Origin of the sequence: Basfia succiniciproducens, assembly GCF_011455875.1 — a bacterium.
Taxonomy (GTDB): Bacteria; Pseudomonadota; Gammaproteobacteria; order Enterobacterales; family Pasteurellaceae; genus Basfia; species Basfia succiniciproducens.
Map to the genome: position 1 here is coordinate 813,135 of NZ_CP015031.1, position 26,164 is coordinate 839,298.

Below are 26,164 nucleotides of genomic sequence, written 5' to 3' on the forward strand. Positions count from 1 at the left end.
TATCTTTACTAAAGAAGAAACTGAAATCAACGGTTTCTTCCATAAACAAAAAAGTGCGGTTGAAATTTTGAAAATTTTCACCGCACTTTTTTATTTTATAAGCAATCGGAAAGCTTAACGCCAGGCTTTAAATTGGTTAATTAAACCGTTGGTTGAGCTGTCGTGGCCGGTTACCTGCTCATCGCCGCTTAACTCCGGCAGAATACGGTTTGCCAGCTGTTTGCCCAATTCCACTCCCCATTGATCGAAGCTGAAGATGTTGAAAATCACACCTTGAACGAAAATTTTGTGTTCGTACATGGCAATTAATGCGCCTAAACTGAACGGTGTGATTTCTTGCAATAAAATTGAGTTGGTCGGTTTGTTGCCGGTGAAGACTTTAAACGGCACCACATCTTTTACTTCGTCTAAGCTTTTACCCGCTTTCAAAAATTCTGCTTCCACCGTTTCTTTGGTTTTACCGAAAGCAAGCGCTTCCGTTTGCGCGAAGAAATTAGACAACAATTTGTTATGGTGATCCGCCAGCGGATTATGGGTTTTCGCCGGTGCGATGAAATCGCAAGGAATCAAGGTGGTTCCCTGGTGAATTAATTGATAAAACGCATGTTGACCGTTGGTGCCCGGTTCGCCCCAAATAATCGGACCGGTTTGATAATTGCTGATAACTTTGCCGTCGCGACCTACATATTTACCGTTGGATTCCATGTTGCCTTGTTGGAAATAAGCGGCAAAACGATGCATATATTGGTCATAAGGTAAAATAGCTTCGGTTTGTGCGCCTTGGAAATTGGTGTTCCATAACCCCACTAATGCAAGGGTTGCGGGAATATTTTGCTCAATCGGAGTATTGCGGAAATGTTTATCCATTTCGTGCGCACCGCTTAATAAGGCTTCGAAGTTTTCAAAACCCACGGAAAGAATAATGGAAAGACCGATAGCCGACCATAATGAATAACGTCCGCCGACCCAGTCCCAGAAACCGAACATATTGTCGGTATCGATACCGAATTTTTCCACTTCCGCCGCATTAGTCGAAAGCGCGGCAAAATGTTTTGCCACATGTTTTTCATCTTTTGCCGTAGCCAGGAACCAATCGCGGGCGGATTTGGCGTTAGTCATGGTTTCTTGGGTGGTAAAGGTTTTTGACGCCACTAAAAATAACGTGGTTTCAGGATTGGTTTTCTTGAACACTTCCGCAATATGCGTACCGTCAACATTGGAGACAAAATGCATATTCAAGTGATTTTTATAAGGGCGCAGAGCCTCGGTAACCATGTAAGGACCTAAATCCGAACCGCCGATACCGATATTCACCACATCGGTAATAGCCTTGCCGGTATAACCTTTCCATTCACCGGAAATCACGCGTTCGCTGAACGCTTTCATTTTTGCCAGAACTTCGTTAACTTCCGGCATCACATCTTTACCGTCAACCAATACCGCCGTATTTGAACGGTTACGCAATGCGGTATGCAGCACGGCGCGATTTTCCGTACAATTGATTTTTTCGCCGCTGAACATGGCTTCTTTAGCTTCGTCCAGCGCGCACTCTTTTGCTAACCGGCGTAATAAATTTAAGGTTTCCTGAGTAATTTTGTTTTTAGAAAAATCCACCAGAATTTCATTATTGAATGTTAATGAATAATCCGCAAAACGATTTTTTTCCTGTTGGAAAAGATCGTTAATCGTCGTATTTTCTAACGTCCCTTTATGCGCTTCTAACGCTTTCCATGCAGCTGTGCTAGTAGGATTAATATTTTGCATAGTATTTTCCTTATTTAAGATTGAATTGAAAACTGATGTTTGAAAATAGTATCAGGTTATAACTAAAACTCATCGTTTGTTTTAATTATACATTTGATAGTTTTAATCAACATATTCCGTAAGAACCCGCGGCGTTAATTTGGTCATTAATTCATAACTTAGCAGACCGGTAATTTCCGCCACTTCCTCGATTGGCAATTCTTTCCCCCAAAGAACCGCTTCATCGCCTACTTTGTCTTTACAATCGGGACCGAGATCCACCGTAACCATGTCCATAGATACGCGGCCGACAATCGGCACCCGGCGTCCATTAATATAAATCGGTGTACCCGCCGGCACATTGCGGGGATAACCGTCACCGTAGCCAATCGCCACCACGCCGATTTTCGTATCCCGCTCGCTCACCCAAATACCGCCGTAACCCACAGGCTCGCCTTTTTTATGATCACGCACGGCAATTAGTGAAGAGGTCAAGGTCATCACCGGGATCAAACCGTATTCACTGCTCGGAATATTAATCGGCGATACGCCATACATAATGATCCCCGGACGAATATATTCCAAATGGGAATCTTCCCAAAATAAAATGCCGCCGGAAGCCGCAATAGTGCGGTTGCCTTTTTTGTTTTTTGTGGCATCCAAAAAGCGATTTAACTGAATATTGGTATAATCGCTGTCGGTTTCGTCAGCGCGGCTGAAATGGCTTACAAACCCCACTTCATCCACATTCGGACAATTCATCAATTCGTTATAGTAATAATCCACCTCTTCCAGACTAACACCTAAACGGTGCATGCCCGTATCAATTTTCAGCCAGACTTTTATCGGATTTTCAAGATTCGCCCGTTTAATTGCATCCAATTGATCCTGGTTATGTACGACGGTTTGAATATTATTGACGGAAAGAATGGGTAAATCTTTAGGAGAGAAAAAACCTTCCAACAAAAGGATCGGTTTGGTTACGCCGTTAGAACGGACGCTAAGGGCTTCGGCTAAACGCGCCACACCAAAACCATCAACTAAATTCTCTAAAGTAGAAGAGACAAATTCAACGCCGTGTCCGTAAGCATTTGCTTTCACCACAGCGATGATTTTACTGTGCGGTGCTTTCTGTTTAATTATTTGAATATTATGTTTCAGTGCAACTGAACTGATTTTTACTGTTGCTGGTTTCATATCGACTCTTTGCTATAAAAATAGCGTTTTACTGCTAATAATCGTCATCATTAAATTGATGGCCGCCTGCATAATTATCAAAACGGGAATATTGCCCTTGAAAGGTCAAACGCACTCGTCCTATAGGCCCGTTACGCTGTTTACCGATGATAATTTCTGCTACATTGTGATTTTCTTCCGTTGTCTCATGGTACACTTCGTCACGATAAATAAACATGATCAGGTCCGCATCCTGCTCGATAGATCCGGATTCCCTTAAATCCGAGTTCACAGGGCGTTTATCCGTACGGTTTTCCAAAGTCCGGTTTAGCTGTGACAACGCCACCACCGGTACTTCCAGTTCTTTTGCCAAGGCTTTCAGAGAGCGGGAAATTTCAGCGATTTCAAGAGTACGGTTATCAAAGCCCGGCGCCCGCATTAATTGCAAGTAATCGATCATAATCAGGCTCAGACCGCCGTTTTCACGATAAACCCGTCTAGCTCGGGAACGTAATTCCGTCGGCGTTAAACCCGCCGAATCGTCAATGTACATATTGGGTTTATTGGTCAACATCCCCATGGTGCTTGAAATACGCGCCCATTCGTCATCTTCGGTAATTTGACCGGTGCGGATTTTAGTTTGATCCACACGGGAAAGCGAAGCCAACGAACGCATCATAATTTGATCCGCCGGCATTTCCAGACTAAAAATCAACACGGGTTTTTCACTGGAAAGCGCAGCGTTCTCACAGAGATTCATGGCAAAAGTAGTTTTACCCATAGACGGACGCGCCGCCACAATAATCAGATCCGAAGGCTGTAAACCCGCGGTTTTCTTATCTAAATCTTTAAAGCCCGTAGTAACCCCCGTTACCCCGCCGTTTGCATGTTGGTTTTTGGATAAGAATTCGATTTTATCAATAGTGCGTTCTAAAATATTTAAAATATTCTCGGGGCCTTCATTTTCAGCGCTGCGCTTTTCCGCAATTTTGAACACTTCCCGCTCGGCTTCATCCAGTATCTCTTTGACGTCTCGCCCTTTCGGGGAATAAGCGCTTTGTGCGATGGTATTACCGACGCCGATTAATTCGCGCAGTACCGCCTTTTCACGCACAATATCCGCATAGGCAATGATATTCGCCGCACTCGGCGTATTTTTGGATAATTCCGCCAGATAAGCAAAACCGCCCACATCCTCCACCACGCCTTTGTTTTTCAGCGCCTGATCGAGCGTAATTAAATCAATCGGATGATTTTGCCGCGCCAACTCCTCCATTTCTCTAAAAATCAAACGGTGAGCGGCGGTATAAAAATCTTCGGTAATCACATGTTCAACAACATTTTCCCAATGGGAATTATTCAGCATAATTCCGCCGAGCACCGCTTGTTCCGCTTCAATGGAATGAGGCGGAATATTGATTTGCGCAGTCTGTTTATCGGGTGATTGGGAAGGTTGTCTTGCCATGAAAAAGCTCTCAATTAAAACTGAAAAAACCGCTATATCATATACCAATTTGCGCTAACATTTAAGGGAAAAAAAGAAAAGTGCGGTCTAAAAACGCTAAGTTTTATAGAAAATAGACATATATCAAAGATCGAATTAAAAGCCCGTCGGATTACCGCTTAAACAAATAATAAAAACCGCACTTAAGTTGCCTAAAGTGCGGTCAAAATTTTAAAAGTTTTGGTTATTTGCCGTTGACTTTGCGACGAGCGGCTACCGCATCGGACAGTTCTTGTAACACGATTTCCGTGTCATCCCAGCCGATACAGGCATCGGTGATACTTTGACCGTAAGTTTCCGCTTTTCCGTTTACTAAATCCTGACGACCTTCAACCAAGTGGCTTTCAACCATCACGCCGAAAATTTGATTTGACCCCTGTGCGATTTGTTTTGCGACATCATGACAAACTTCCACTTGTTTTTTGAACTGTTTACTGCTGTTAGCATGGCTGAAGTCGATCATTACATGACCGATACGGCCGCTTTTCTCGATATTAGCACAAACTTTTGCGATATTTTCCGCATCATAATTCGTACCTTTATCACCGCCGCGTAAAATAATATGGCAATCCAGATTACCTTTTGTTGAAACAATCGCCGAATGCCCGAATTTAGTGACCGATAAGAAATGGTGGGAAGCTTCCGCCGCACCAATAGCGTCTAAAGCGATTTTCACACCGCCGTTCGTGCCGTTTTTAAAGCCCACCGCACAAGACAAACCGGAAGCCAGTTCACGATGAACCTGCGATTCCGTGGTACGGGCGCCAATTGCGCCCCAGCTCATGAAATCAGCCACATATTGCGGGGTGATCATGTCTAAAAATTCACCCGCCGTCGGCAAACCGAGATCATTGATGTCTGATAATAGTTTGCGCGCAATACGTAAACCGTCGTTTAATGCATAGGTATCGTTTAAATACGGATCGTTAATTAACCCTTTCCAACCCACGGTAGTACGCGGTTTTTCAAAATAAACGCGCATGATGATTTCTAAGGCATCTTTATATTTTTCGCGCATTTTCGCCATGCGGTTGGCATATTCAAGCGCCGCTTTAGGATCATGAATCGAACAAGGACCGATAATCACCAACAGGCGATCATCTTCACCGTGAATAATTTGATGGGCTTTATTGCGGGCGTTTCTGACCGTTTTAACGGCGACATTGCTTGCCGGATATTTTTCCAATAAAGCGACCGGCGGAAGCAACTGTTCGATATTGGCAATTCTGGTATCGTCGTTTGCGACACGAATATTATTTTTGTTTTTTGTAGGCATAATCAACTCTCTGTATATCATCCGAAAAATAGAAAAATTTAACCGCACTTTAAAGCTTATCAAGTGCTTAGGGTCTATTTATCTTTTATAAACAGACCCTAATGTTAAGTGAGATTACTCTACCACTTAATTTTGCATTGGTAAACTAGTACATTGTTATTTTTATTAATGGCCGCTCAAAACCTGCGCCGGTTGCAATTTTGCCGCCCTGTTAGCCGGGTATAAACTTGCCAATAAACTTAACATTAAAGCAGCAACCAGTACTAATAAAACGTCTTGCCAGTGTAGTTCGCTGGGTAAAAAGTCCACAAAATAAATACCGTCCGACAATAATTTATGCCCTAGCAGGCTTTCGACGGCTTTAATAATTGAGGTGAGATTTAACGATAAAATAACGCCGAGAATTATTCCTATTAAACAGCCTTTCATGCCGGCTTGCAGCCCGTACCAGATAAAAATACGTTTAATAAAACCGTTGTTTGCGCCGAGGGTGCGCATAATGGCGATATCGCCCGCTTTGTCTTTTACCGCCATAATCAGGGTGGAAACAATATTAAAACAGGCAACGCCGATAACTAATACCATGGCAATATACATAACTGTCCGAATCAGCTGAATATCACGGTACATATAACCGAATTTGTTGATCCAGGTCTGTAAATTCAGCATTTGCGGATAATCGTTAAGATTAGCAAAATTAAGTTGCTGAACCTTAAACGGATCCGCTACTTTCATTTCAATACCGCTTATTTCATTTTTGGCAAAACCCAAAAATTCCTGCGCGGTGGCGAGAGGAATTAATGCATAACTATGGTCAAGCTGCCCGTCCAAGCGCAAAATACCGGTCACCTGAACACGTTCGCGGGCGGGCTGAGAAAGCTGAGCACCGTTCGTATTTTGCGAAATGAGCAATGTAACCCAATCGCCCTCCGACACATTTAAATCTCTGGCGATGCCCGAACCCAGCACTAATCCGCCCCGTTCGGTAAATTGTTGCCAGCCGTTATTCAACACGAATTTGCCTAACGAACTCACGTTGTCCAGCATTTTGTGATCAACGCCGTGAACCTGAACCACTTTCAATTTTGCTCCGTTTTCCACTAATGCGGTGAAACTTACGTAAGGCGAAACCGCTTTAATATCGGAATTTGCCATCAGGCGTCGTTCCAGATCTTGCCGATCGTTAATCCGCCCGTCTTGATAAGCGGTGATATCACTGTGCGGCACAACGGCTAAAATACGGTTATTTAGCTCTCGCTCGAAACCGTTCATGGCGCTTAACCCGAGGATTAACACCGCAACGCCTAACGCAATACCGATACTGGAAAATAACGCAATGAGGGAAACCAAACGATTTTTCTGTTTTGCCCGTTGATAACGCCAGCTAATAAAAAATGGAGTATTCATTGAAATCCACCGTTACATTTCCGGCCGCAATACGCCGTCTTGCATAATTAAACGACGATTCAGCTTTTCGGCTAAATTTAAATCATGGGTGACCAGTAAAAATGCGATGCCTTGTTCCTCATTCAGTTGTTGAATCAGTTCAAAAATACTTTCCGTGGTTTTATGGTCGAGGTTTCCCGTCGGTTCGTCCGCTAATACCAACGCGGGATTATTAACCAACGCGCGGGCAATCGCAACCCGTTGCCGTTCGCCGCCGGAAAGTGCGGACGGTTTATGAGTAATTCTGTGAGACAACCCCACCGCATTGAGCATTTTTTCCGCACGATCTTTAGCTTCGGTTTTATTCTGATTACCGATTAACATCGGCATTAACACGTTTTCCAGCGCGGTAAAATCCGCCATTAAATGGTGGAACTGATAAACAAACCCCAAATAAGTATTGCGCAATTTCGCCAATTCGTCTTGCGAGGCTTTTTGCAGAGATTTGCCTTTAATAAAGACTTCGCCCGAAGTAGGTTGATCCAACCCGCCTAAAGTATGTAATAAAGTACTTTTGCCGGACCCTGAACTGCCTACAATCGCCACCAGTTCCTTATCGTTCATAGAAAAAGTGACGTCTTTTAAAACTCGGGTTGTTACCGACCCTTCAATGTAATCTTTAGTCAGATTCTGACAATTTAATAAAATTCCGTTGTTCATAATTGCTGTTCTATTTTTATCCGGAGGTAAAATTCTTTAAATTTTGACCGCACTTTTACTTATTCATATCTCAATGCTTCCGCCGGTTCCACTTTTGCCGCCCGATAAGCGGGATAAATAGTGGATAACAGCGACAATAATAATGAGAACGCCACAATAACGATAATTTGCCCCAATTCCAAAGAAGTAGGTAAAAAGATGCCGCGTTGACCGAATAACTCAATAATATCGGCTAAATTCAGCGTAATGAGCACGCCTAATATAGTACCGATTATTGTACCGACCAGCCCCACTAAAAAACCTTGCAAAATAAAAATACGGCGAACCTGTCGCTTGTTTAATCCTTGAGTTTGCAAAATGGCAATTTCTCCTTGTTTGTCTACTACCATCAAACTCAATGAAGTAATGATATTGGAAATCGCCACAATAATAATCAGGCTGATTAATAACCCCATCATATTTTTTTCCATGCGTACCGCCTGGAAAAATTCACCTTTTTGGCTGCGCCAATCCTCTAATTTCCATTTATCCGCAGAAAAAAATTGCGGCAATGCGGTAATTTGAAAAGGATCGTCTAAAAATAACCGATAACCTTGCACCTGCTCCGGTCGAATGCGCATTAAACGCCCGATATCCGACAAATTAGCAAAAATTTCATAGTCGGAAACTTCGGAATTATCGGAAAAATAAATATCGCTGACAGTAAACAAGCGCTGTGTCGGTACTCGTCCGAAAGGCGTATATTGGCTGTTTTCGGTGATCATTAAGCGTACTTTATCGCCGATATTCAGACGGAGCTTATCCGCCAACCTGTTGCCTATCAGAATTTTAAATTCGCCGGCAGGCAGTAATTCGCTAAGTTGCTGTTGGGTTAAATAATCCAGAATTAAATCATCGCTTGGTTTTTGCACGCCGATAATATGCCCTGCGCTCACACCTTGCGCGGTTTGTAAAATAACATTCGTGCTATTAATCGGTACCGCCTGGCGCACAAAATCCGGCATGGCCGGTTGGGCGGCTTGTAAATCCAAATAACCTTCCTGCGGCATTAATACGGCATGAGGAATGCCGGATAACACCTGTTGTTTTTGATGTTTTTCCAGACCGTTCATGACAGACAACACAATAATCAGCGCCATCACACCAAGCACAATGCCCGAGCTGGCCAAATTAGTCACTAATCGGGCGAAACGATCCGCACTTTTAGCCCGCCAGTAACGCAGCGCGATATAAAGGGAAACTGGGAAATTCATATTACCTTTAGGTATCTAACCTGTTTGAATCACATTTAAATAAGATGAAAATGACAGATGGAAACATCCGAGAGGAAACCCCATCCACTCTCATCGAGCAAATGGGGTGATTATACGTTTATTTTCCGGTGGCGACAAACTCTTCAATATTATCGCGTACTTTATTGACTAAAGTGGTAACCGCACTATCCGACGCCCAAGCGATATGCGGAGTAATGAGCAGATTCGGCATGGTTTTCGCCGCAACAATTAGCGGATTATCTTTTTCCGGCGGTTCTTTAATCATTACATCAATCGCCGCACCGGCCAAATGCCCGGATTTTAACGCATCCAACAATGCCTGTTCGTCCACTAAAGGACCTCTGCCGGTATTGATTAAAAACGCACCTTTTTTGAAAAGCGACAAAGTTTCTTTGTTAATCAGGTTTGTTGTGTGTTCCGTTAGCGGGCAGTGCAACGTGACGATATCCGCCTGTTTCAGTACCTCATCAAAAGGCGTATAACCTTCACGGCAGGACTGCGCGTTCCGATGTTCCGCATAAAGTACTTTCATACCAAGTGCGCTTGCCAAACGTCCGACTTCAGTCCCTAAACAACCCTTTCCTACCACACCCAACACCGAGCCGCGAATATCCGTGATCGGGTAATCAAAATAACAGAACTGTTTAGACTCGCCCCATTTCCCATCCAACTGATCCCGATACCAACCGGCAAGGCTGTGTTTTAATGAAAATATTAACCCTAACACATGTTCCGGTACGGTTACCGATGAATAGCCGGCAACATTTTTAACCCTAATGCCCAATTCTTTTGCAGCGATAAGATCAATGTTATTTGTGCCCGTTGCCGTTAATGCGATTAATTTTAACTTAGGCAATTGTTCCATCACTTCGCGGGAAAAAATAACTTTGCTGGTAACCACAATATCCGCATCCTTTGCCCGTTCCACTGTTTGTTCCGCACCGGTATAAGGATAATCAATCCATTCGTGATCAAAATCAGGACGTGGAATCGGCAAATGAGGAGGAAGCGCCGTGCTGTCTAAGAAAACAATTTTCATAAAAGCTCCTTGTTTAGGTAAATAAAGTTCGTCTTTAATATGAGAAATAGCATACAAAAAAAGTGCGGTAAAAACTACCGCACTTTTCATCATTCAATGAAATTATTTCGAGGTATCTAATTGTGGAAATGATTTAACCAAATCGTCTAACGCTTTCATTTGACTGACAAAACCTTCCAATACGGATAACGGCAATGCGGAAGGACCGTCGCATTTAGCATTATTCGGATCCGGATGAGCCTCTAAAAACAAGCCGGCAATTCCCACCGCTAAGCCCGCACGGGCAAGTTCGGTTACTTGATCGCGACGACCGCCGGAAGCCGCCCCAAAAGGATCGCGGCATTGTAACGAATGGGTGACGTCAAAAATAACCGGCGCTCCTTTCGATACTTTTTTCATCACACCGAAACCGAGCATATCCACTACTAAATTGTCATAGCCAAAGTTTGAACCGCGATCGCACAAAATCACTTTATCGTTACCGCACTCTTCAATTTTTTCTACGATATTGCCCATTTGACCCGGACTTAAAAATTGCGGTTTTTTTACATTAATAACCGCACCGGTGCGAGCCATAGCTTCCACTAAATCCGTTTGACGGGCTAAAAAAGCCGGCAATTGAATCACATCCGCCACTTCCGCCACCGGTTTACATTGGTAAATTTCATGCACATCGGTGATGATTTTCACACCAAAAGTTTGTTTTAACTCCTGGAAAATTTTTAACCCTTCTTCCATGCCCGGACCGCGATAGGAATGGATAGACGAGCGGTTCGCTTTGTCGAAAGAAGCTTTAAAAACATAAGGTACGCCGAGTTTATTTGTTACCTCAACGTATTTTTCACAGACCTGCATCGCCATATCGCGGCTCTCAAGCACGTTCATACCGCCGAATAATACAAAGGGGTTGTCATTTGCGACGTTAATATCGCCTATACGGACAATTTTATTTTGCATAGTTAATTCCTATAGTTAATTTCTTTAGTGGAGTTCAGAAAAATGATCTTTTAATTCGGCAAGTTGCGCCGTTAATAAAAATGAGGTGGGGTCCTGCGGACATTGATCCACAAAATACTGCAAATCCTCCGCCGCCGCCTGATAGCAACCCATTTGCGCCAATACTAGCCCACGGTCACGGATTTCATAAGGGTCTTCCGGGTGATAACGCAGCAACGAGGCAATATATCGGTATGCCGCATCATTACGGTTTTCCCGAATCAAGGCGTTTTTAGCCAGCTGTCTAAAGCGGTTAAGCAATGTATTTACATCCGCTCGCTCAAGTTCTTCACTACTGATTTCCGCCCCGAAACCGAACGCGCCTTCATATAATTTCTGCAAATGAGCTTGCGATAGGTAATGACCGTTCCAAGGGTCGATAAACGCCACTTCATTATCAACTTCAGCCCGTAAAATCAACTGGGTCGGAAAATTTACCGGATAAAGCGGTAGCTTTAAGCTGTCTGCCAGATACAACAGCAATGCGCCCAAACTAACGGGCATACCGGAATGAGTTTCCAGTACATAGGCGAGATATAGATTCTCCGCTTCAAAATAATGTTCCGGATCGCAATGAAATCCCCAGTCGCCATAGAAAAGCTGTAATAATTGATGGATTCGGACTTTATCGTCACCCTCTTGCCCGATAACCTGACGGGCTTTTCGAACCAAACCGCCTATTAACGAACGGATACGCCTCAATTCATCCCCTTCATCATCACAGGTGATGAGATAAAAAGAGGTCATTTCGTCATATAAGGCTTTTTGATAATACTTCATTCTTTATTCCAACAACCAAGAGTAATGCGTTCATTGTCGCCATAATCTTTCATTGTTGCAACCTGTTGCCAGTAATTTTGTGAAAATTCATTAAAAATCGACCGCACTTTTTGCCCTTGCTGCCAACCGTGCTCTAATATTAACCAGCCCTGGTGTTTTAAATGAAACGGCGCCCGCTCGATAATATGCCGCAAATCCGCATATCCCGAGTCTTCCGCCACCAATGCCGTTAAGGGCTCAAAACGCACGTCTCCCAAAGCTAAATGCTCGTCCTGACGGTCAATATAAGGCGGGTTACCGACTATAATGTCAAATTGCCGGTTTTCCAGTTGTTCAAACCAATTGCTTTGTAAAAATTCAACTTGCGGCAATTGATTTCTCAGGGCGTTCCGCTTAGCAAGTTCGATGGCACCGTTCGTCAGGTCCACACCTAAAATCCGCAATTTTGCACCGCACTTTTGGCTAATCGGCGCTAATTCCGCCGCTAAGGCTAAAGCGATGGCGCCGGTTCCCGTACCAAGATCAAGAATGGCTAATTCACCTGAAAAGTGCGGTGAATTTAAGCGAAATTTTGCAAATTCTAAGGCTTTTTCCACTAAAATTTCCGTATCAGGACGGGGAATCAAAGTATCCGGCGAGACCTCTAAATTCAACGACCAAAAATCCTGTTCGCCGAGAATGTAGGCTATAGGTTCGCCTTCACAACGGCGTACTAAGTATTGCGATAAAAGCGCCGATTCATTTTCCGTTAATAAAGTATCCGAAAAAGCGATAATCGTACTTTTGCTTTTTTGGGTAACAAATTGCAGCAACCGATTTGCATCAACCTTCGGATTGGCATAAGGATCTTGCTTCGTCATATCCTGTAAGCTGTCTTCAGCAAACGCCAGCCATTGTTGATATGTTTGGGGGTAAATTTTTGTTATTGTGATTTCTTCACCGATTACCATAAAATCCTCAGTTAGTTGTTTAAACCTAATCCCTGATTTCATCGTTCTTTTCTCTTGAATTTTCGACAAGTATTAGGGTCCGTTTATCTTTTATAAACAGACCCTAAAAGAATGTGCGGGATAAACAGGAAAAAGGCAAGCCTGCAAGCCCACCCTTTGAAGAACCTTATGGTTGATCCGATAACGCCGCCAGTTGATCCGCCTGGTATTCGGTGATGATTGGTTGAATCAATTCATCGATTTTACCGTTCATCACTTCATCCAGGCGATATACAGTTAAATTAATACGGTGATCCGTCACACGGCCCTGCGGATAGTTATAAGTACGGATTTTATCCGAACGGTCGCCCGAACCTAATAAATTACGACGGGTCGTAGCCTGTTCGGCAGCTAATTTATCCTGCTCCGCCTGTACCAAACGCGAAGCTAATACTGCCAAGGCTTTCGCTTTGTTTTTGTGTTGCGAACGTTCATCCTGACATTCCACCACCATCCCTGTCGGAATATGGGTGATACGCACGGCAGAGTCGGTTTTATTGATATGCTGGCCACCGGCACCGGATGCCCGGTAAGTATCAATACGTAAATCCGCCGGATTAATTTCCGGCATTTCGCTTTCAGGTAGTTCCGGCATCACCGCAACGGTACAGGCAGACGTATGAATACGGCCTTGCGATTCGGTTTTGGGTACGCGTTGCACACGGTGACCGCCCGATTCGAATTTAAGCTGCCCGTAAACGTTATCACCGCTCACTAAAGCGATAATCTCTTTATATCCGCCTTGTTCGCTTTCATTTTCACTAAGCACTTCAACACGCCATCTTTTCATTTCGGCATAACGACTGTACATACGGAATAAATCGCCGGCGAAAATACCCGCTTCATCACCGCCTGTTCCGGCACGGATTTCTAAATAGGCGTTATATTCATCGTTCGGATCGCGTGGCAATAATAAAATCTGTAAATGCTGTTCGACTTCTTCAAGTTCGTTTTTTGACTCTTCAATTTCCATTTGAGCCATTTCTTTCATTTCCGGGTCATCAAGCAACAGTTCCGCTTCTTCGATATTAGAATTTAATTGTTTCCAGCGTGAAAATGTTTTGACCACTTCTTCTAATTGTGAATATTCTTTTGAGTAAGCGCGAAATTTATCCTGATCGCTAATTACCGAAGCATCACCTAGCAATGCTTCCAGCTCTTCATAACGTTCGTTTAAGCTATCTAGTTTACTAATAATACTGGGTTTCATTGGTTTCCCTTTAAAATGAATAAGCCATAAAAAAATCGTGCTATTCTAGCACGATTTTTCATAATTTTGACAAGATTGAAAAATTTTTAGCGCAACGCCGTGAACTTATTCGGCATGTCCCGAATAACGGATTCAATAGGATAAGTTTTTAAATTTACCGAATTAACGGCGCTCAAACAAGCGAGAATCGGCTCTAGGATCTCATTTTCTTTTTGTTGAGGAAAATAAAAGAAATTCATCACCGTTTGCTGGATTTTAGAACAGTTTACCGATAATAAATATGAATAACCTTTTTGAGAAATAATGGAATATTTGTCCGTTTTGCCGTTTTTTATTTGGTAACTTTTCTTTTTATGGGAACGTAGGTTCTCATTGTTCGCCAATTTAGAATCAATGCAGGAAATAAATTCCCGGCTATCCTTACTTGTTGTTCCGACAATCAGTTTTGGTTTATTGCTTTTTTCTACATCTAACGATTGAGACGGTTTTGCCGAACAACCGCTTAACACCACCATAAGTGCTATCAAAATTCCTTTTTGCCACTTAAACATGGAAATTCCCCAATAAATTCAATTTAAAATTCCGTATGATTTTACTGAAAAATTTAGTTTATACAGCAAGAAATTTTTTATTTTGCGAAACGGATCACAGCTTTTTTAAGGACAGTTTATCACTATTGAATGAAAACAAAAAAATCGCTTACGGGAACCCATAAGCGATTTTTTATCAATAAGTTAAACGGATTAGAATGTTGACGTATCCTGAAATAAACCGACTTTTAAATCCGTTGCGGTATAAATAACTCTGCCGTCAACTTCCACTTCACCGTCAGCCAAACCCATCACCAATTTGCGGTTAATAACACGTTTTAAATGAATGCGATAAATAACTTTTTTCGCCGTCGGCAGAATTTGCCCGGTAAATTTCACTTCGCCCACACCCAATGCACGGCCTTTACCTTCACCGCCAATCCAGCCTAAATAAAAACCGACCAATTGCCACATTGCATCTAAACCTAAACAGCCCGGCATCACCGGATCACCGATAAAATGGCAACCGAAAAAGAATAAATCCGGTTTGATATCCAGTTCGGCTTCCACATAACCTTTGCCGTAATTACCGCCAGTTTCGTTCATCTCAATAACCCGATCCATCATTAGCATGGTCGGCGCCGGGAGTTGCGGCCCTTTCGGACCAAATAATTCGCCGCGACCGGAGGCTAATAAATCCTCATAAGTATATGAGCTTTTTTTATTTAGTGTACAACTGTCAGTCATTTTTAACTTTCCTTAATATATTAGAATTAGCAGATATTAGCTATACAGCTAACCATTCGAAGCATTCTAGCAAAGTTAATTTTTATTTTAAATAGCTAACAAGTGTTCGCTCAATCTGTTCAGACCAGTTAAGCAACAAAGGTCAAATATTTTTATTATTTCCGTCCGAATAGTAAACCCCAGAATCCGCGAGATAAATGATCCGTGCGCTGTTCGATACGCCGCGCGATTAACCGGGAAATAGGTTCGTTATCGCCGTTATAGCTTTTATCTTCTTCCGTTAAATCCCGTTGGAATAAAATTTTGCTGGCTTGATAAACATCTTCTACCGCCCAAACAAAAAATCGGCGATTTTTGACCGCAGTTATCACCTCTATCGAAAGACTTAACTGATGAATGACTGACGCAGGAATAATCACTCCTTGTTCGCCGGTCAATCCTCTACGTTCGCAAATAGCAAAAAATCCTTCGATTTTTTCATTCACTCCGCCCACAGAATGTACCAAGCCGAACTGATCGATTGCACCGGTAATTGCAACGGATTGTGAAACAGGCAAATCCGCTAAGGCGCTGGTTAATGCGCAAAATGCAGCTAATGAAGCGCTATCTCCGTCAATTTCCGCATAAGATTGTTCAAATACTAAGGAGGCGGAAAACGGCAGTTGTGAAGGTAGCTCCAAAATATTCGCCAAGCAATTTTGTGCAATGATCATGCCTTTGCTGTGTATATTACCTGCCAATTCACTTTTACGATCCACATCGGTAATTTCACCTTCACCGAATTGCACAATACAGCTTAACCTTGACGGCTCACCAAAAGATGTCGGCGTACCTTGATATTCAATTACCGAAAGTCCGTTAATTTGACCGATTGCCTCCCCTTCCGTCGGAATGAAAACCTGCTCATGCAAAATATCATCGTAAGTTCTGTCCCGTAAAAAGCTATGCTGCATAGCGGTGATTTGAAAAACTTTCTCAAAATCCACCGCACTTAGTTCAGTTCCCGTACAGACTAATACTGCTTTGCTCAGTAAATTTTTAAGCATTAACGGTGAAATATTAATCACTGCGCGATCTTCGCTTTCCCGTACATATAATTGATATAAACGCTCTACTCCCTTATCGCTTATTGACGGGAAATCATATTGTTTTGCCAATGTCCGCACATATTGCACCCATTTGACTTTTTGCGCCGGCTCTTCAAGAGAGAAATAGCTTTCTAATTCGGAATAATCACCCAACCCGAAAAGCTCTGTTTCCAATTCCGAAAATGCGGCTAATTCTTCTCGCGAACCCAATAACACGACTTTAAGCTCAAGAGGATAACTCGGAATATGGCAAGGCAGAGGTTTAAACGGATGCATTGAGTACCAATCAAAAGTCTGCGTAGTTAAAATATGTTTTAACCGACACCAAATATCAAAACGAGCCAATAATCCTGCGACGGAAAGAATTAAAACGCCGCCGTTCAGTTGATGCACAAGCCCGGCATTCAATTGAATATCCTTAGATATAGGATGCACCAACAAGGAACCGAACAGTTGGTTTTCATCAAAATAAAGCGCGATACCTACTTGTTTTATGGCGGCAAAATTATCTTCCTTTGATTGCGCCGGTTCTACGGAAATTCTTGCAAAGGAAAAACTGTCCGCCTGTTCAATAAAGTAATTTACCCCTTTAACCAGGGAATTCTGCGGTAACAAAGATTGAATATAATCGGCTAATAACGGCGCATATTCCGCCTGATCATCGGCTTTTAACACCAATAAACTGCGGTGAGAATTTTGCAAAAATTGTTGAATTGCCGAATTTGCCCGAGGTTGTAAATCAAAAAATGAAATTGACTGTTCCGGAATATCGGCAAGTTCCAAAGTCGGCATGAGATGCTGCCAACTTAAAAGTTGTTCGGATGATAAAGATAAATTCACAAGTATGCTCTTTTGTCTTACTTAAAAATTAGAATTTTGCATTATCGCATAAATCCTGTCGCTTCGCCCGATCAAGATGAAAAATTTACTAGAAAAAGTGAGTCAAAAATCGTAATATGATGTTCAGTTACCTTGTCACTTAGCAATGGAGAACCTATCCATGAAGTATCAAAAATTAGAAAATCAAGAAGCGCATTGGAAATGGTTGTATTTAATTAAAAAAAATCGTGAAGGCGAGAATATTACCCGTTATGAAGAACGCAGTTTGCAGCAAAGCAAAGTGCATGATTTATTAGAAAGCCAGAATTATCCTGAAAAAATTGAAGAATGGATAGCCAATCATATGGCTGAATCGTTGATTATCAAATTAGATCAGGCGATTCGCGCCAGACGTAAACGTTTCTTTAACGCGGAAAAATTATCCACGAAGAAAAAATCTATTGATTTAGAATATGGGGTTTGGTTACGCCTTTCCAAATATTCAAAAAAGATGAAAATGACACTTTCCGAAACCATCACCTATATGATCGACGAGCGGGAAAGCAAAGCGTTGTATGAAAGCCAGATGTCGGCAATGAAGGCAGGATTAAAAGATCTGTTAAACAAATAGTGCGGTGCATTTTTCCAAATTTTTATATAAAAAAGCAAAAAAAAAAAAACGATGACTTAAATCATCGTTTTTTTATCATCATTGGATAGGAATATTATTCAACGATCAATGTACGGCAAAGGTTAGTGCCGCTAGAACTGCTTGCGTCGCCCTGAGTTAATAACACTAAATCGCCTGACACTAAGAAACCTTCGTCTTTTAATAATTGAACCGCCGCTGTCGCACCTTCTGAGGTACGGCTGTCTTTATCAAAATGAACCGGTGTCACACCACGATATAATGCGCATAAGTTTAATGTAGATTCGTTACGTGACAATGCAAAGATTGGTAAACCGGAACTAATGCGAGACATTAAACGAGCAGTACGACCGCTACTTGTTAATGTGATAATCGCCGCTACGCCTCTCATGTGGTTTGCCGCATACATTGCAGACATCGCAACAGATTCTTCAATAGACTCGAATTGAACGTTCATACGATGTTTAGACACATTAATGCTTGGCATTTTCTCCGCACCTAACGCAACTTTCGCCATCGCCGCAACAGTTTCCGCCGGATATTGACCAGCCGCGGTTTCAGCAGAAAGCATTACCGCATCGGTACCGTCCAATACTGCGTTAGCTACGTCCATTACTTCCGCACGAGTCGGCATAGGATTGCTAATCATTGATTCCATCATTTGAGTTGCGGTAATAACAACACGATTTAACTGACGTGAACGACGGATTAATTTTTTCTGAACACCGACTAATTCCGGATCACCGATTTCAACACCTAAGTCACCGCGCGCAACCATGATTACGTCCGCCGCATTGATGATATCGTCCATTGCTTCATCCGTTTCAACTGTTTCGGCACGTTCTACTTTCGCAACGATTTTCGCATCCAAGCCCGCATCTTTTGCTAATTGACGGGCGTAGTTTAAATCCGCGCTTGAACGCGGGAAAGATACGGCAAGGTAATCCACACCGATACGCGCCGCAGTAATGATATCCGCTTTATCTTTTTCGGTTAATGCATCGGCAGATAAACCGCCGCCTAATTTGTTAATGCCTTTATTATTTGATAGTGGGCCACCGACCGTTACTTCGGTGAATACTTTTGCACCTTCGGTTGCCAATACTTTCAATTGAACTCGACCGTCATCTAATAATAAGATATCGCCCGGAACCACATCTTGCGGTAATGTTTTATAGTCTAAACCAACCGCTTCCTGGTTACCTTCACCTTTAGGCATCTCTGCGTCTAAAATGAATTTATCACCGATATTTAAGAAAATTTTGCCTTCTTTAAAAGTAGAAACACGGATTTTAGGGCCTTGTAAGTCACCTAAGATTGCTACGTGTTTACCTAATTTATGAGCGATTTCACGTACTTTTTCAGCACGACCGATATGATCTTCGGGCGTACCGTGGGAGAAGTTCATACGTACAACGTTTGCACCGGCAGCAATGATTTTTTCTAAATTATTGCCTTTGTCTGTTGCAGGCCCCATTGTACATACGATTTTCGTTCTTCTTAATCTTCTGGACATTAAATACTCCGTAAATATTTTATTTGTTTGATTTAAATAACCTTTTTTCATGTTACTGCTAAATACTAAAAAACAGCCATGAAGAAAAAACTGCGCTGTATTATACGCTGAAATTGTGAGTAAAGCGATAGAAATAATCAAATTTCCCTTTGACTTTTATATAAAAATCTTATTAGATCCATCCATATGTATTTGTTAGGAGTCAGAATGAAAATTTTTATTATGCGCCATGGTGAAGCCGAGATGTTGGCAAAATCTGATAAAGCCCGTCATCTTACCGAAAATGGTAAAAATCAAGCCTTGCAGCAAGGTTTGTGGCTGAAATCTAACAACATAAATTTAGACCTCGTTATTGTAAGCCCCTATGCCAGAGCGATCGAAACATTGGATCAAATTAATCAGGCTTATGACAACAATTTAACCGATAAAACGGAAATTTGGGACGGCTTAACCCCTTATGGCGATGCCGAAATGATTTCCGATTATTTAGCCACGATCGCAGAAGAACAACCGGAAATGTCCATTTTGTTGGTTTCACACTTGCCGTTAGTCGGTGAAATTGTTGCCGAACTATGCGGGAAAAATCCGATAAGTTATCATGCCGCTACAATCGCTCAAATCGAATGGGACACGGAAAAAGGCGTTATCGAACAAATTAAATATTACGGACGATAAAATTTTGTTTAAAAAATTAGCAAACTGTTCGTAATTGTAAAAAAACTCTTGAGATAATCACCAAAAATAGCTTATTATTAACCGCACTTTGCGACTATAGCTCAGTTGGTTAGAGCACCACCTTGACATGGTGGGGGTCACTGGTTCGAGTCCAGCTAGTCGCACCATCAAATTCACGATTCCCCGGTTTCAAAGCCGGGGATTTTTTATATAAGCAGGAATACAAAAAATGCCACTTTTGTGGCATTTTTTATTTAAGACTTACCTTAGTTAGCAATACCCTTGTGGCGTAATAAAGCGTCTAGTGTCGGTTTGCGTCCGCGGAAACGTTCGAAGAGAACCATCGGTTCTTCCGATCCGCCTTTGGTCAGAATTTCGTCTAAATAAGATTTGCCGGTAACGGCATTAAAAATTCCCTCCTCTTCAAAACGGGAGAAAGCATCGGCTGAAAGTACTTCCGCCCATAAGTAGCTGTAATAGCCCGCTGCGTAACCGCCGGAGAAAATATGCCCGAAACTATGAGGCGTTCTCGCCCAGTCAACGGCCTTTACCACGGAAACCTGATCTTTTACCGCATTTAATGTATCTAAAATTTGGTTTGCTTTGCCCGGTTTGTAATTGTCATGCAAACGGAAATCAAAAATACCGAATTCTAACTGACGAAGTACAAACATAGCCGCATGGAAATTTTTTGCTTTTAATAATTGAGTTAGTTTTTCTTTCGGCAAAGGTTCGCCCGTTTGGTAATGACCGGAAATAAAGGCTAATGCCTCTTCTTCCCAACACCAATTTTCCATAAACTGACTCGGCAGCTCTACCGCATCCCAGGGTACACCGTTGATACCGGAAACATCACCGATATCGACTTTGGTTAACATATGATGAATACCATGCCCGAATTCATGGAATAACGTAGTGACTTCATCATGAGTGAATAATGCCGGTTTATCGCCTACCGGCGCATTGAAATTACAGGTCAGATATGCCACCGGTTTTTGAAGCGACCCGTCCGCTTTAATTTTACGCCCGATACAATCATCCATCCAGGCGCCGCCGCGTTTATGCTCGCGTGCATAAAGATCTAAATAAAAGCTACCGCGAATTTCATCGGTTTCATCAATTAAATCAAAGAAACGGACATCTTTATGCCAGCAATCAACCCCTTGGCGTTCTACCGCCCGAATATTGAAAATACGCTTAATCAGCTCAAATAAACCTGAAATAACGCGTTGTTCCGGAAAATAAGGGCGCAGTTCTTCATCATTAATAGCATAAAGCGCTTGCTTTTCTTTTTCGCTGTAATAAGAAATATCCCATGGTTCCAATTCGGTGATAGCGAATTCTTTTTCACAGAAAGCATAAAGATCCGCTAATTCTTTTTCTCCCTGAGGTTTGGAACGCATTGCCAAATCGTCTAAAAAGCTTAATACCTGCGCCGGTGTTTCCGCCATTTTGGTAGCTAAAGAAAGCTCGGTATAACTATTGAAGCCCAGCAATTTCGCCAGTTCGACACGCAACGTAAGAATCTCTTCCATAATTGCGCTATTATCCCATTTACCCGCATTCGGGCCTTGATCCGAAGCTCGGGTAACAAAAGCGCGATACATTTCTTCACGCAATTCACGGTTTTCGCAGTAAGTCAGAACCGGAATATAGCTTGGGAATTCTAAGGTAAAACGGTAACCTTCCACACCTTTGTTTTGTGCCGACTGTTTTGCCGCTTGCAATGCGCTTTCCGGCAAGCCTTTGAGTTGTTCTTCGTCGGTAATGACTTTATCCCAGCCCATTGTCGCATCTAATACGTTATTGCTGAATTGCGAACTCAACTCCGATAAACGGCTGACAATTTCACCGTAGCGTTTTTGTTGTTCCGGCGGTAAAGAAATCCCGGATAATTTAAAATCGCGTAAGCTGTTTTCAACGGCTTTCTTTTGAGCCGGGCTGTAACCGGCAAATTCCGGGCTGTTTTTTAATTGTACATAAGCGTTGTACAAACCCTGATGTTGTCCGACCCAGGTACCGTATTCAGACAGCATAGGCAAACAGGCCTGATAAGCATCACGTAATTCATTGCTGTTTTTTACCGAATTCAAATGACTTACCGGCGACCAGGCTTTGCTTAAACGATCATTCACTTCCGAAAGGGGTTGGCAGAAATTATCCCAACTCAACTGCGGTTGTTTTAACAGATTTTCTGTAGTTATGCGGCAATCTTGAATGAGTTGTTCGATAGCCGGTTGAATATGCTCCGGTTTAATTTTCGAAAATTGCGGTAACGGGGTGTTTTCCAGTAACGGGTTTGACATAAACTCTCCTTGAATTTATTACATCTGAGTTTTCATTAAGTATTTAGCTTAAATTGGGATTTATTCTATAAAATCAAGCTAGAAAACCCAATTCATCAATTTTTAATAAATTCTGCTTAAATTTCCACCGCACTTTTTTCTGACGGATTGAATCCCATCGGCTTTTAAGCTAAAATTTTCCTCCCTTATTAATAATGAGAATAAATTTTGTTTCAATTAGAACAGGCATCATTCGCTATTCCTAACCGTGCATTACTTGCACCGACTACGCTTACTTTCCGCCGAGGTAAAGTATATGGACTTATCGGGCATAACGGCTCGGGGAAATCCACCTTAATCAAACTGATGGCAAAGCAAAATCCGCTGTCATCAGGAGAAATTTTTGTGCGAGGGAAAGCATTGCGGCATTGGGGAAGCCGTGAATTTGCCCGTGAAGTCGCCTATCTTCCGCAACATCTCCCCACAGCTACCCAGCTGACGGCGCGGGAATTGATTCAAATGGGACGTTATGCCTGGAACGGGTTGCTGAAAAGTAATAAGGAAAAAGATAAAAGTGCGGTGGAAAATGCATTAATTTTAACCCATACGGAAAAATTCGCCGAACAGCAAATCGATGTACTTTCGGGCGGCGAACGCCAACGAATCTGGCTTGCCATGCTGCTTGCGCAACAAAGTAATTTTTTATTATTAGACGAGCCCCTTGCAGCCCTTGATATTGCTCACCAAGTAGAGGTGATGAAATTAATTAAAAAATTAAGCCTAGAACTTAATTTAGGCGTGGTAATTGTTATTCATGATGTCAATCTTGCCGCCGCATTTTGTGATGAACTGGTAGCGTTACATAGCGGTAAATTATTGGTAAAAGGTACGCCCGGACAAATCATGACGACAGAAACCTTACAACGTATTTACGGTTTGGAATTAAATGTGATACCTCATCCTCAAACTCAGGTACCGGTTGTATTTTATTAAGATATATTTATGCGAATTTTGACCGCACTTTTACTGTTTTTCAGTTTATCCGTTAACGCACAAATAAAAATCGCCACCCTTGACTGGACGGTGGCGGAAACGCTCATCGCTCTAAATAATGCGCCCGTTGCCGTCGGCGATAAAGCAAGTTATAAAATTTGGGTGGGTAAGCCGGCTTTAGCGGAAAACACGCAGGATTTAGGGCTTCGTCTGCAACCTAATAAAGAAAGTCTGGCACGTTTATCCGTTGATCGCTTTATTAACAGCGACTTTTTTGCTTCTATCGAACCCTCACTCACCGCAAAGGCACCCGTAAGCACGGTAAATTTTTATCAACCGGGCGATACCTGGCAAAATATCGAAAATGCTACCCGCCAAATCGGCGAACTTATCGAAAAATCTGAACAAGCGGAACAATTAATCACGCAAATCAATACTCAGCTTGCTAAAATCGGTCAAACCCTCACTCATTTTCGCGATCGTCCGGTTGCAATCGTCCAGTTTATTGATACCCGTCATTTGCGTTTTTATGGTAGCCACAGTTTGTTCGGTACCATTTTAAATAAACTTGGGCTCACCAATGCCTGGAATCACAGCGGCGGTGTATGGGGATCGGAAAATCTATCGATTACGGCGCTGGCAACTCTGCCGAAAAACACCCGTCTTGTAGTAGTTAAGCCTCATCCGGCTAATGTGGCTAACGCATTAAAATACAACTCACTATGGAGAAATCTTGCTTTAGCCGAAGATCCGTTGTTATTGCCGGCGATTTGGAGCTTCGGTGCCTTACCAAGTGCGGTCAATTTTGCGCAAAATTTACAATCCGCCTTACTTAATCAACGGAGCGAAACATGGTAAAAAAACTCAATATTGCCTTATTTGCGCTGGCGGTTTTATTCTTTACCTGGCTTTCCGTTGTTCAATTGAACAATAATGATGCCCTCGCTTATTTACTGTTCGCCAACTATACTCTGCCCCGTGTTTTTATGGCGATTTTAGCGGGTTGCGCCTTAGGTATCGCAAGTAGTTTACTGCAACAGGTTATCAATAATCCGTTAGCTTCCGATAATACGCTTGCGGTCAGTTCCGGCGCCCAATTTTCCTTATTCCTCGTAGCTATTTTCGTACCGAATTGGTTAGGGGCAGGCTCAATGTTTATTGCTTTAATCGGTGCTTTAGTAGCCTTAGCATTAGTTTTTCTCTTGGCATGGCGGCGTACTATTTCACCTTTACTAATGATTTTAGCAGGTTTAGTCGTCAATCTTTATTTAGCCTCATTTTCAGCGGTTTTAATGTTGTTCTACCCGGAAGAAAGCCGTGGCTTATTGCTATGGGGCGCGGGTTCTTTAGTACAAGAAAGTTGGTACGACAGCCTGCAATTATTATGGCAATTTACTATCGCGCTTATCCTTATTTTTATTTTTGCCAAACCCTTGCAAATTTTGACATTAAACGATAACAATGCAAAAAGCCTCGGTGTGCCGGTTAATTTAATCCGTTTCTTAGGTTTGGTTATTTCCGCCTTTTTGGTGGCAATCGTAGTCAGCCGCGTCGGCATGCTGGGTTTTGTCGGATTAGCCGCCTCAAGTATCGTGCGCCAATTTTCCACTACCAATCTGTTAAAACGCTTGATCCTTTCCGCTTATATGGCGGCAATGCTTCTCTTGCTGACGGATCTTGCACTCCAGCTCTTTGCCTATTATCGGCAAATTGAACTGCCTACCGGCGCAGTCACCGCATTATTAGGTACGCCTTTATTACTTTGGCTAATGTTTAATATCAGCAATAACGGGCGTCTGGTTTCACAGGATGAAAGCCTGAGTTTGAGCAAACAACCCGTTAAAGCGGCGGGGGTGATTATCAGTCTGCTTCTTTTGCTTAGTATTTTATGCGCTTTATTTATCGGTAAAAATGCTTCCGGCTGGTACTGGGATTCAGTGATGCTTACACTGCGTTACCCGCGTTTGTTGGTAGCAATGGCGGCAGGCATCATGCTTGCCGTCGCCGGCACTTTATTGCAACGTTTAAGCCACAACCCGATGGCAAGCCCGGAATTATTAGGCATTACTTCCGGAACTGCATTCGGCATTTTGACAGTGATTTTTTTCGTCGCTACTCCTACCCGAGGTCAATTTTGGTTTGCCGGTATTTTAGGCGGATTTTTAGTTTTACTTTTTATTATGCTGATCAATCAGCGAAACCAATTATTACCGGAAAAAATATTACTTACCGGAATCAGCATCGCTGCACTTTTTGACGCGTTGCAACGCATCGTATTAGCCGGTGGCGATTACAAATGGCAACAATTGCTGGCATGGACCTCTGGTTCCACTTACCACGCCACGCCACAACTTGCTACCGGCTTTCTGTCTATTGCCGTTTTGTTATTCTTACTAGCTTTACCCCTTGACCGTTGGTTAGCCTTATTAGCGTTACAAACGCCGGTTGCGCAAGCGCTCGGCTTGGATATAACAAAAGTGCGGTGGATTTTAATCATTTTTTCGGCATTTTTGACCGCACTTTCAACGCTGTTGGTCGGCCCGTTAAGCTTTATCGGCTTGTTGGCGCCGCATTTAGCTCATTTTTGCGGTTGGCACAAGCCCAAAGCGCAGCTTATCGGCGCCGTTCTACTCGGTACATTAGTGATGACAATTGCGGATTGGCTGGGCAGACAGCTTTTATTTCCTTACGAAATTCCCGCCGGATTGGTTGCAACCTTAATCGGCGGCGCTTATTTTTTATTTATGATGCGTAAAATTTAACTTTAAT

General features: G+C 42.6%; 22 protein-coding genes and 1 tRNA gene. 6 read left to right on the plus strand and 17 right to left on the minus strand.

What is annotated here, in order from left to right; translation table 11 throughout:
- Nucleotides 1–114 precede the first annotated feature (114 nt).
- The 15 genes from pgi to A4G13_RS03685 all read right to left on the minus strand — a co-directional run bounded on the left by pgi (nt 115) and on the right by A4G13_RS03685 (nt 17,298).
- Complete coding sequence (pgi, locus tag A4G13_RS03615) at nt 115–1,764, minus strand: glucose-6-phosphate isomerase (protein ID WP_090653753.1); 1,650 nt, start codon at nt 1,762–1,764, stop codon at nt 115–117.
- A gap of 102 nt (nt 1,765–1,866) precedes the next feature.
- Nucleotides 1,867–2,940: an alanine racemase gene (gene alr / locus A4G13_RS03620; RefSeq protein WP_011200356.1), complete on the minus strand. Its 1,074-nt coding sequence runs from the start codon at nt 2,938–2,940 to the stop codon at nt 1,867–1,869.
- Nucleotides 2,941–2,974: 34 nt separating this feature from the next.
- Complete coding sequence (locus A4G13_RS03625; RefSeq protein WP_090653756.1) at nt 2,975–4,384, minus strand: replicative DNA helicase; 1,410 nt, start codon at nt 4,382–4,384, stop codon at nt 2,975–2,977.
- A 223-nt stretch (nt 4,385–4,607) separates the two neighbouring features.
- Nucleotides 4,608–5,699 (minus strand): 3-deoxy-7-phosphoheptulonate synthase AroG, encoded by a 1,092-nt coding sequence (gene aroG, locus A4G13_RS03630; protein WP_090653758.1) that lies wholly within the window; start codon nt 5,697–5,699, stop codon nt 4,608–4,610.
- Between the two features lie 165 nt (nt 5,700–5,864).
- Nucleotides 5,865–7,106, minus strand: coding sequence for a lipoprotein-releasing ABC transporter permease subunit LolE (gene lolE / locus A4G13_RS03635; RefSeq protein ID WP_090653760.1), 1,242 nt, complete (start codon nt 7,104–7,106; stop codon nt 5,865–5,867).
- Nucleotides 7,107–7,118: 12 nt separating this feature from the next.
- Nucleotides 7,119–7,805 (minus strand): lipoprotein-releasing ABC transporter ATP-binding protein LolD, encoded by a 687-nt coding sequence (lolD, locus tag A4G13_RS03640; RefSeq protein ID WP_090653763.1) that lies wholly within the window; start codon nt 7,803–7,805, stop codon nt 7,119–7,121.
- A 59-nt stretch (nt 7,806–7,864) separates the two neighbouring features.
- Nucleotides 7,865–9,058 (minus strand): lipoprotein-releasing ABC transporter permease subunit, encoded by a 1,194-nt coding sequence (locus A4G13_RS03645; protein WP_090653765.1) that lies wholly within the window; start codon nt 9,056–9,058, stop codon nt 7,865–7,867.
- A 118-nt stretch (nt 9,059–9,176) separates the two neighbouring features.
- The gene (locus tag A4G13_RS03650) at nt 9,177–10,118 is read right to left on the minus strand and encodes a 2-hydroxyacid dehydrogenase (protein WP_090653965.1); all 942 of its coding nucleotides are present in this window, start codon (nt 10,116–10,118) and stop codon (nt 9,177–9,179) included.
- A gap of 102 nt (nt 10,119–10,220) precedes the next feature.
- Entirely contained in the window at nt 10,221–11,075 is an 855-nt protein-coding gene (gene kdsA / locus A4G13_RS03655) for a 3-deoxy-8-phosphooctulonate synthase (protein WP_011200363.1), read from the minus strand.
- Between the two features lie 24 nt (nt 11,076–11,099).
- Nucleotides 11,100–11,894: a SirB1 family protein gene (locus A4G13_RS03660; RefSeq protein ID WP_090653766.1), complete on the minus strand. Its 795-nt coding sequence runs from the start codon at nt 11,892–11,894 to the stop codon at nt 11,100–11,102.
- Nucleotides 11,891–12,844: a peptide chain release factor N(5)-glutamine methyltransferase gene (prmC, locus tag A4G13_RS03665; RefSeq protein ID WP_165898017.1), complete on the minus strand. Its 954-nt coding sequence runs from the start codon at nt 12,842–12,844 to the stop codon at nt 11,891–11,893. Before prmC ends, A4G13_RS03660 begins: the two co-directional genes overlap by 4 nt.
- Nucleotides 12,845–13,010: 166 nt before the next feature.
- The gene (gene prfA, locus A4G13_RS03670) at nt 13,011–14,093 is read right to left on the minus strand and encodes a peptide chain release factor 1 (protein ID WP_011200366.1); all 1,083 of its coding nucleotides are present in this window, start codon (nt 14,091–14,093) and stop codon (nt 13,011–13,013) included.
- 86 nt (nt 14,094–14,179) lie between these two features.
- The gene (locus A4G13_RS03675; RefSeq protein WP_090653770.1) at nt 14,180–14,644 is read right to left on the minus strand and encodes a hypothetical protein; all 465 of its coding nucleotides are present in this window, start codon (nt 14,642–14,644) and stop codon (nt 14,180–14,182) included.
- Nucleotides 14,645–14,836: 192 nt separating this feature from the next.
- A complete protein-coding gene (gene fabA, locus A4G13_RS03680; RefSeq protein ID WP_090653772.1) occupies nt 14,837–15,370 on the minus strand; it encodes a 3-hydroxyacyl-[acyl-carrier-protein] dehydratase FabA in 534 nt (177 codons plus the stop codon).
- 155 nt (nt 15,371–15,525) lie between these two features.
- Nucleotides 15,526–17,298, minus strand: coding sequence for an AAA family ATPase (locus tag A4G13_RS03685; RefSeq protein WP_090653774.1), 1,773 nt, complete (start codon nt 17,296–17,298; stop codon nt 15,526–15,528).
- Between the two features lie 160 nt (nt 17,299–17,458).
- On the opposite strand from A4G13_RS03685, the gene matP reads away from it, so the two are divergent.
- Entirely contained in the window at nt 17,459–17,908 is a 450-nt protein-coding gene (matP, locus tag A4G13_RS03690; protein ID WP_041639752.1) for a macrodomain Ter protein MatP, read from the plus strand.
- A 94-nt stretch (nt 17,909–18,002) separates the two neighbouring features.
- On the opposite strand, the gene pyk is transcribed toward matP, so the two are convergent.
- Entirely contained in the window at nt 18,003–19,442 is a 1,440-nt protein-coding gene (gene pyk, locus A4G13_RS03695) for a pyruvate kinase (protein WP_090653967.1), read from the minus strand.
- Nucleotides 19,443–19,649: 207 nt separating this feature from the next.
- Here pyk and sixA point away from each other — a divergent pair, with 207 nt between their 5' ends.
- On the plus strand, nt 19,650–20,117 hold the full coding sequence (gene sixA, locus A4G13_RS03700) for a phosphohistidine phosphatase SixA (RefSeq protein WP_090653777.1): 468 nt from the start codon (nt 19,650–19,652) through the stop codon (nt 20,115–20,117).
- A gap of 90 nt (nt 20,118–20,207) precedes the next feature.
- Nucleotides 20,208–20,284: transfer RNA gene (locus tag A4G13_RS03705), tRNA-Val, on the plus strand.
- Nucleotides 20,285–20,383: 99 nt separating this feature from the next.
- On the opposite strand, the gene prlC is transcribed toward A4G13_RS03705, so the two are convergent.
- Entirely contained in the window at nt 20,384–22,423 is a 2,040-nt protein-coding gene (gene prlC, locus A4G13_RS03710) for an oligopeptidase A (protein WP_090653779.1), read from the minus strand.
- A gap of 207 nt (nt 22,424–22,630) precedes the next feature.
- Here prlC and A4G13_RS03715 point away from each other — a divergent pair, with 207 nt between their 5' ends.
- The 3 genes from A4G13_RS03715 to fhuB are packed head-to-tail and all read left to right on the plus strand — an operon-like array spanning nt 22,631 to nt 26,157.
- Nucleotides 22,631–23,395 (plus strand): ABC transporter ATP-binding protein, encoded by a 765-nt coding sequence (locus A4G13_RS03715; RefSeq protein WP_090653780.1) that lies wholly within the window; start codon nt 22,631–22,633, stop codon nt 23,393–23,395.
- A gap of 9 nt (nt 23,396–23,404) precedes the next feature.
- A complete protein-coding gene (locus A4G13_RS03720; RefSeq protein WP_090653782.1) occupies nt 23,405–24,253 on the plus strand; it encodes an iron-siderophore ABC transporter substrate-binding protein in 849 nt (282 codons plus the stop codon).
- Complete coding sequence (gene fhuB, locus A4G13_RS03725; protein WP_090653784.1) at nt 24,247–26,157, plus strand: Fe(3+)-hydroxamate ABC transporter permease FhuB; 1,911 nt, start codon at nt 24,247–24,249, stop codon at nt 26,155–26,157. The genes A4G13_RS03720 and fhuB overlap by 7 nt, the downstream gene beginning before the upstream one ends.
- Nucleotides 26,158–26,164: the final 7 nt, after the last annotated feature.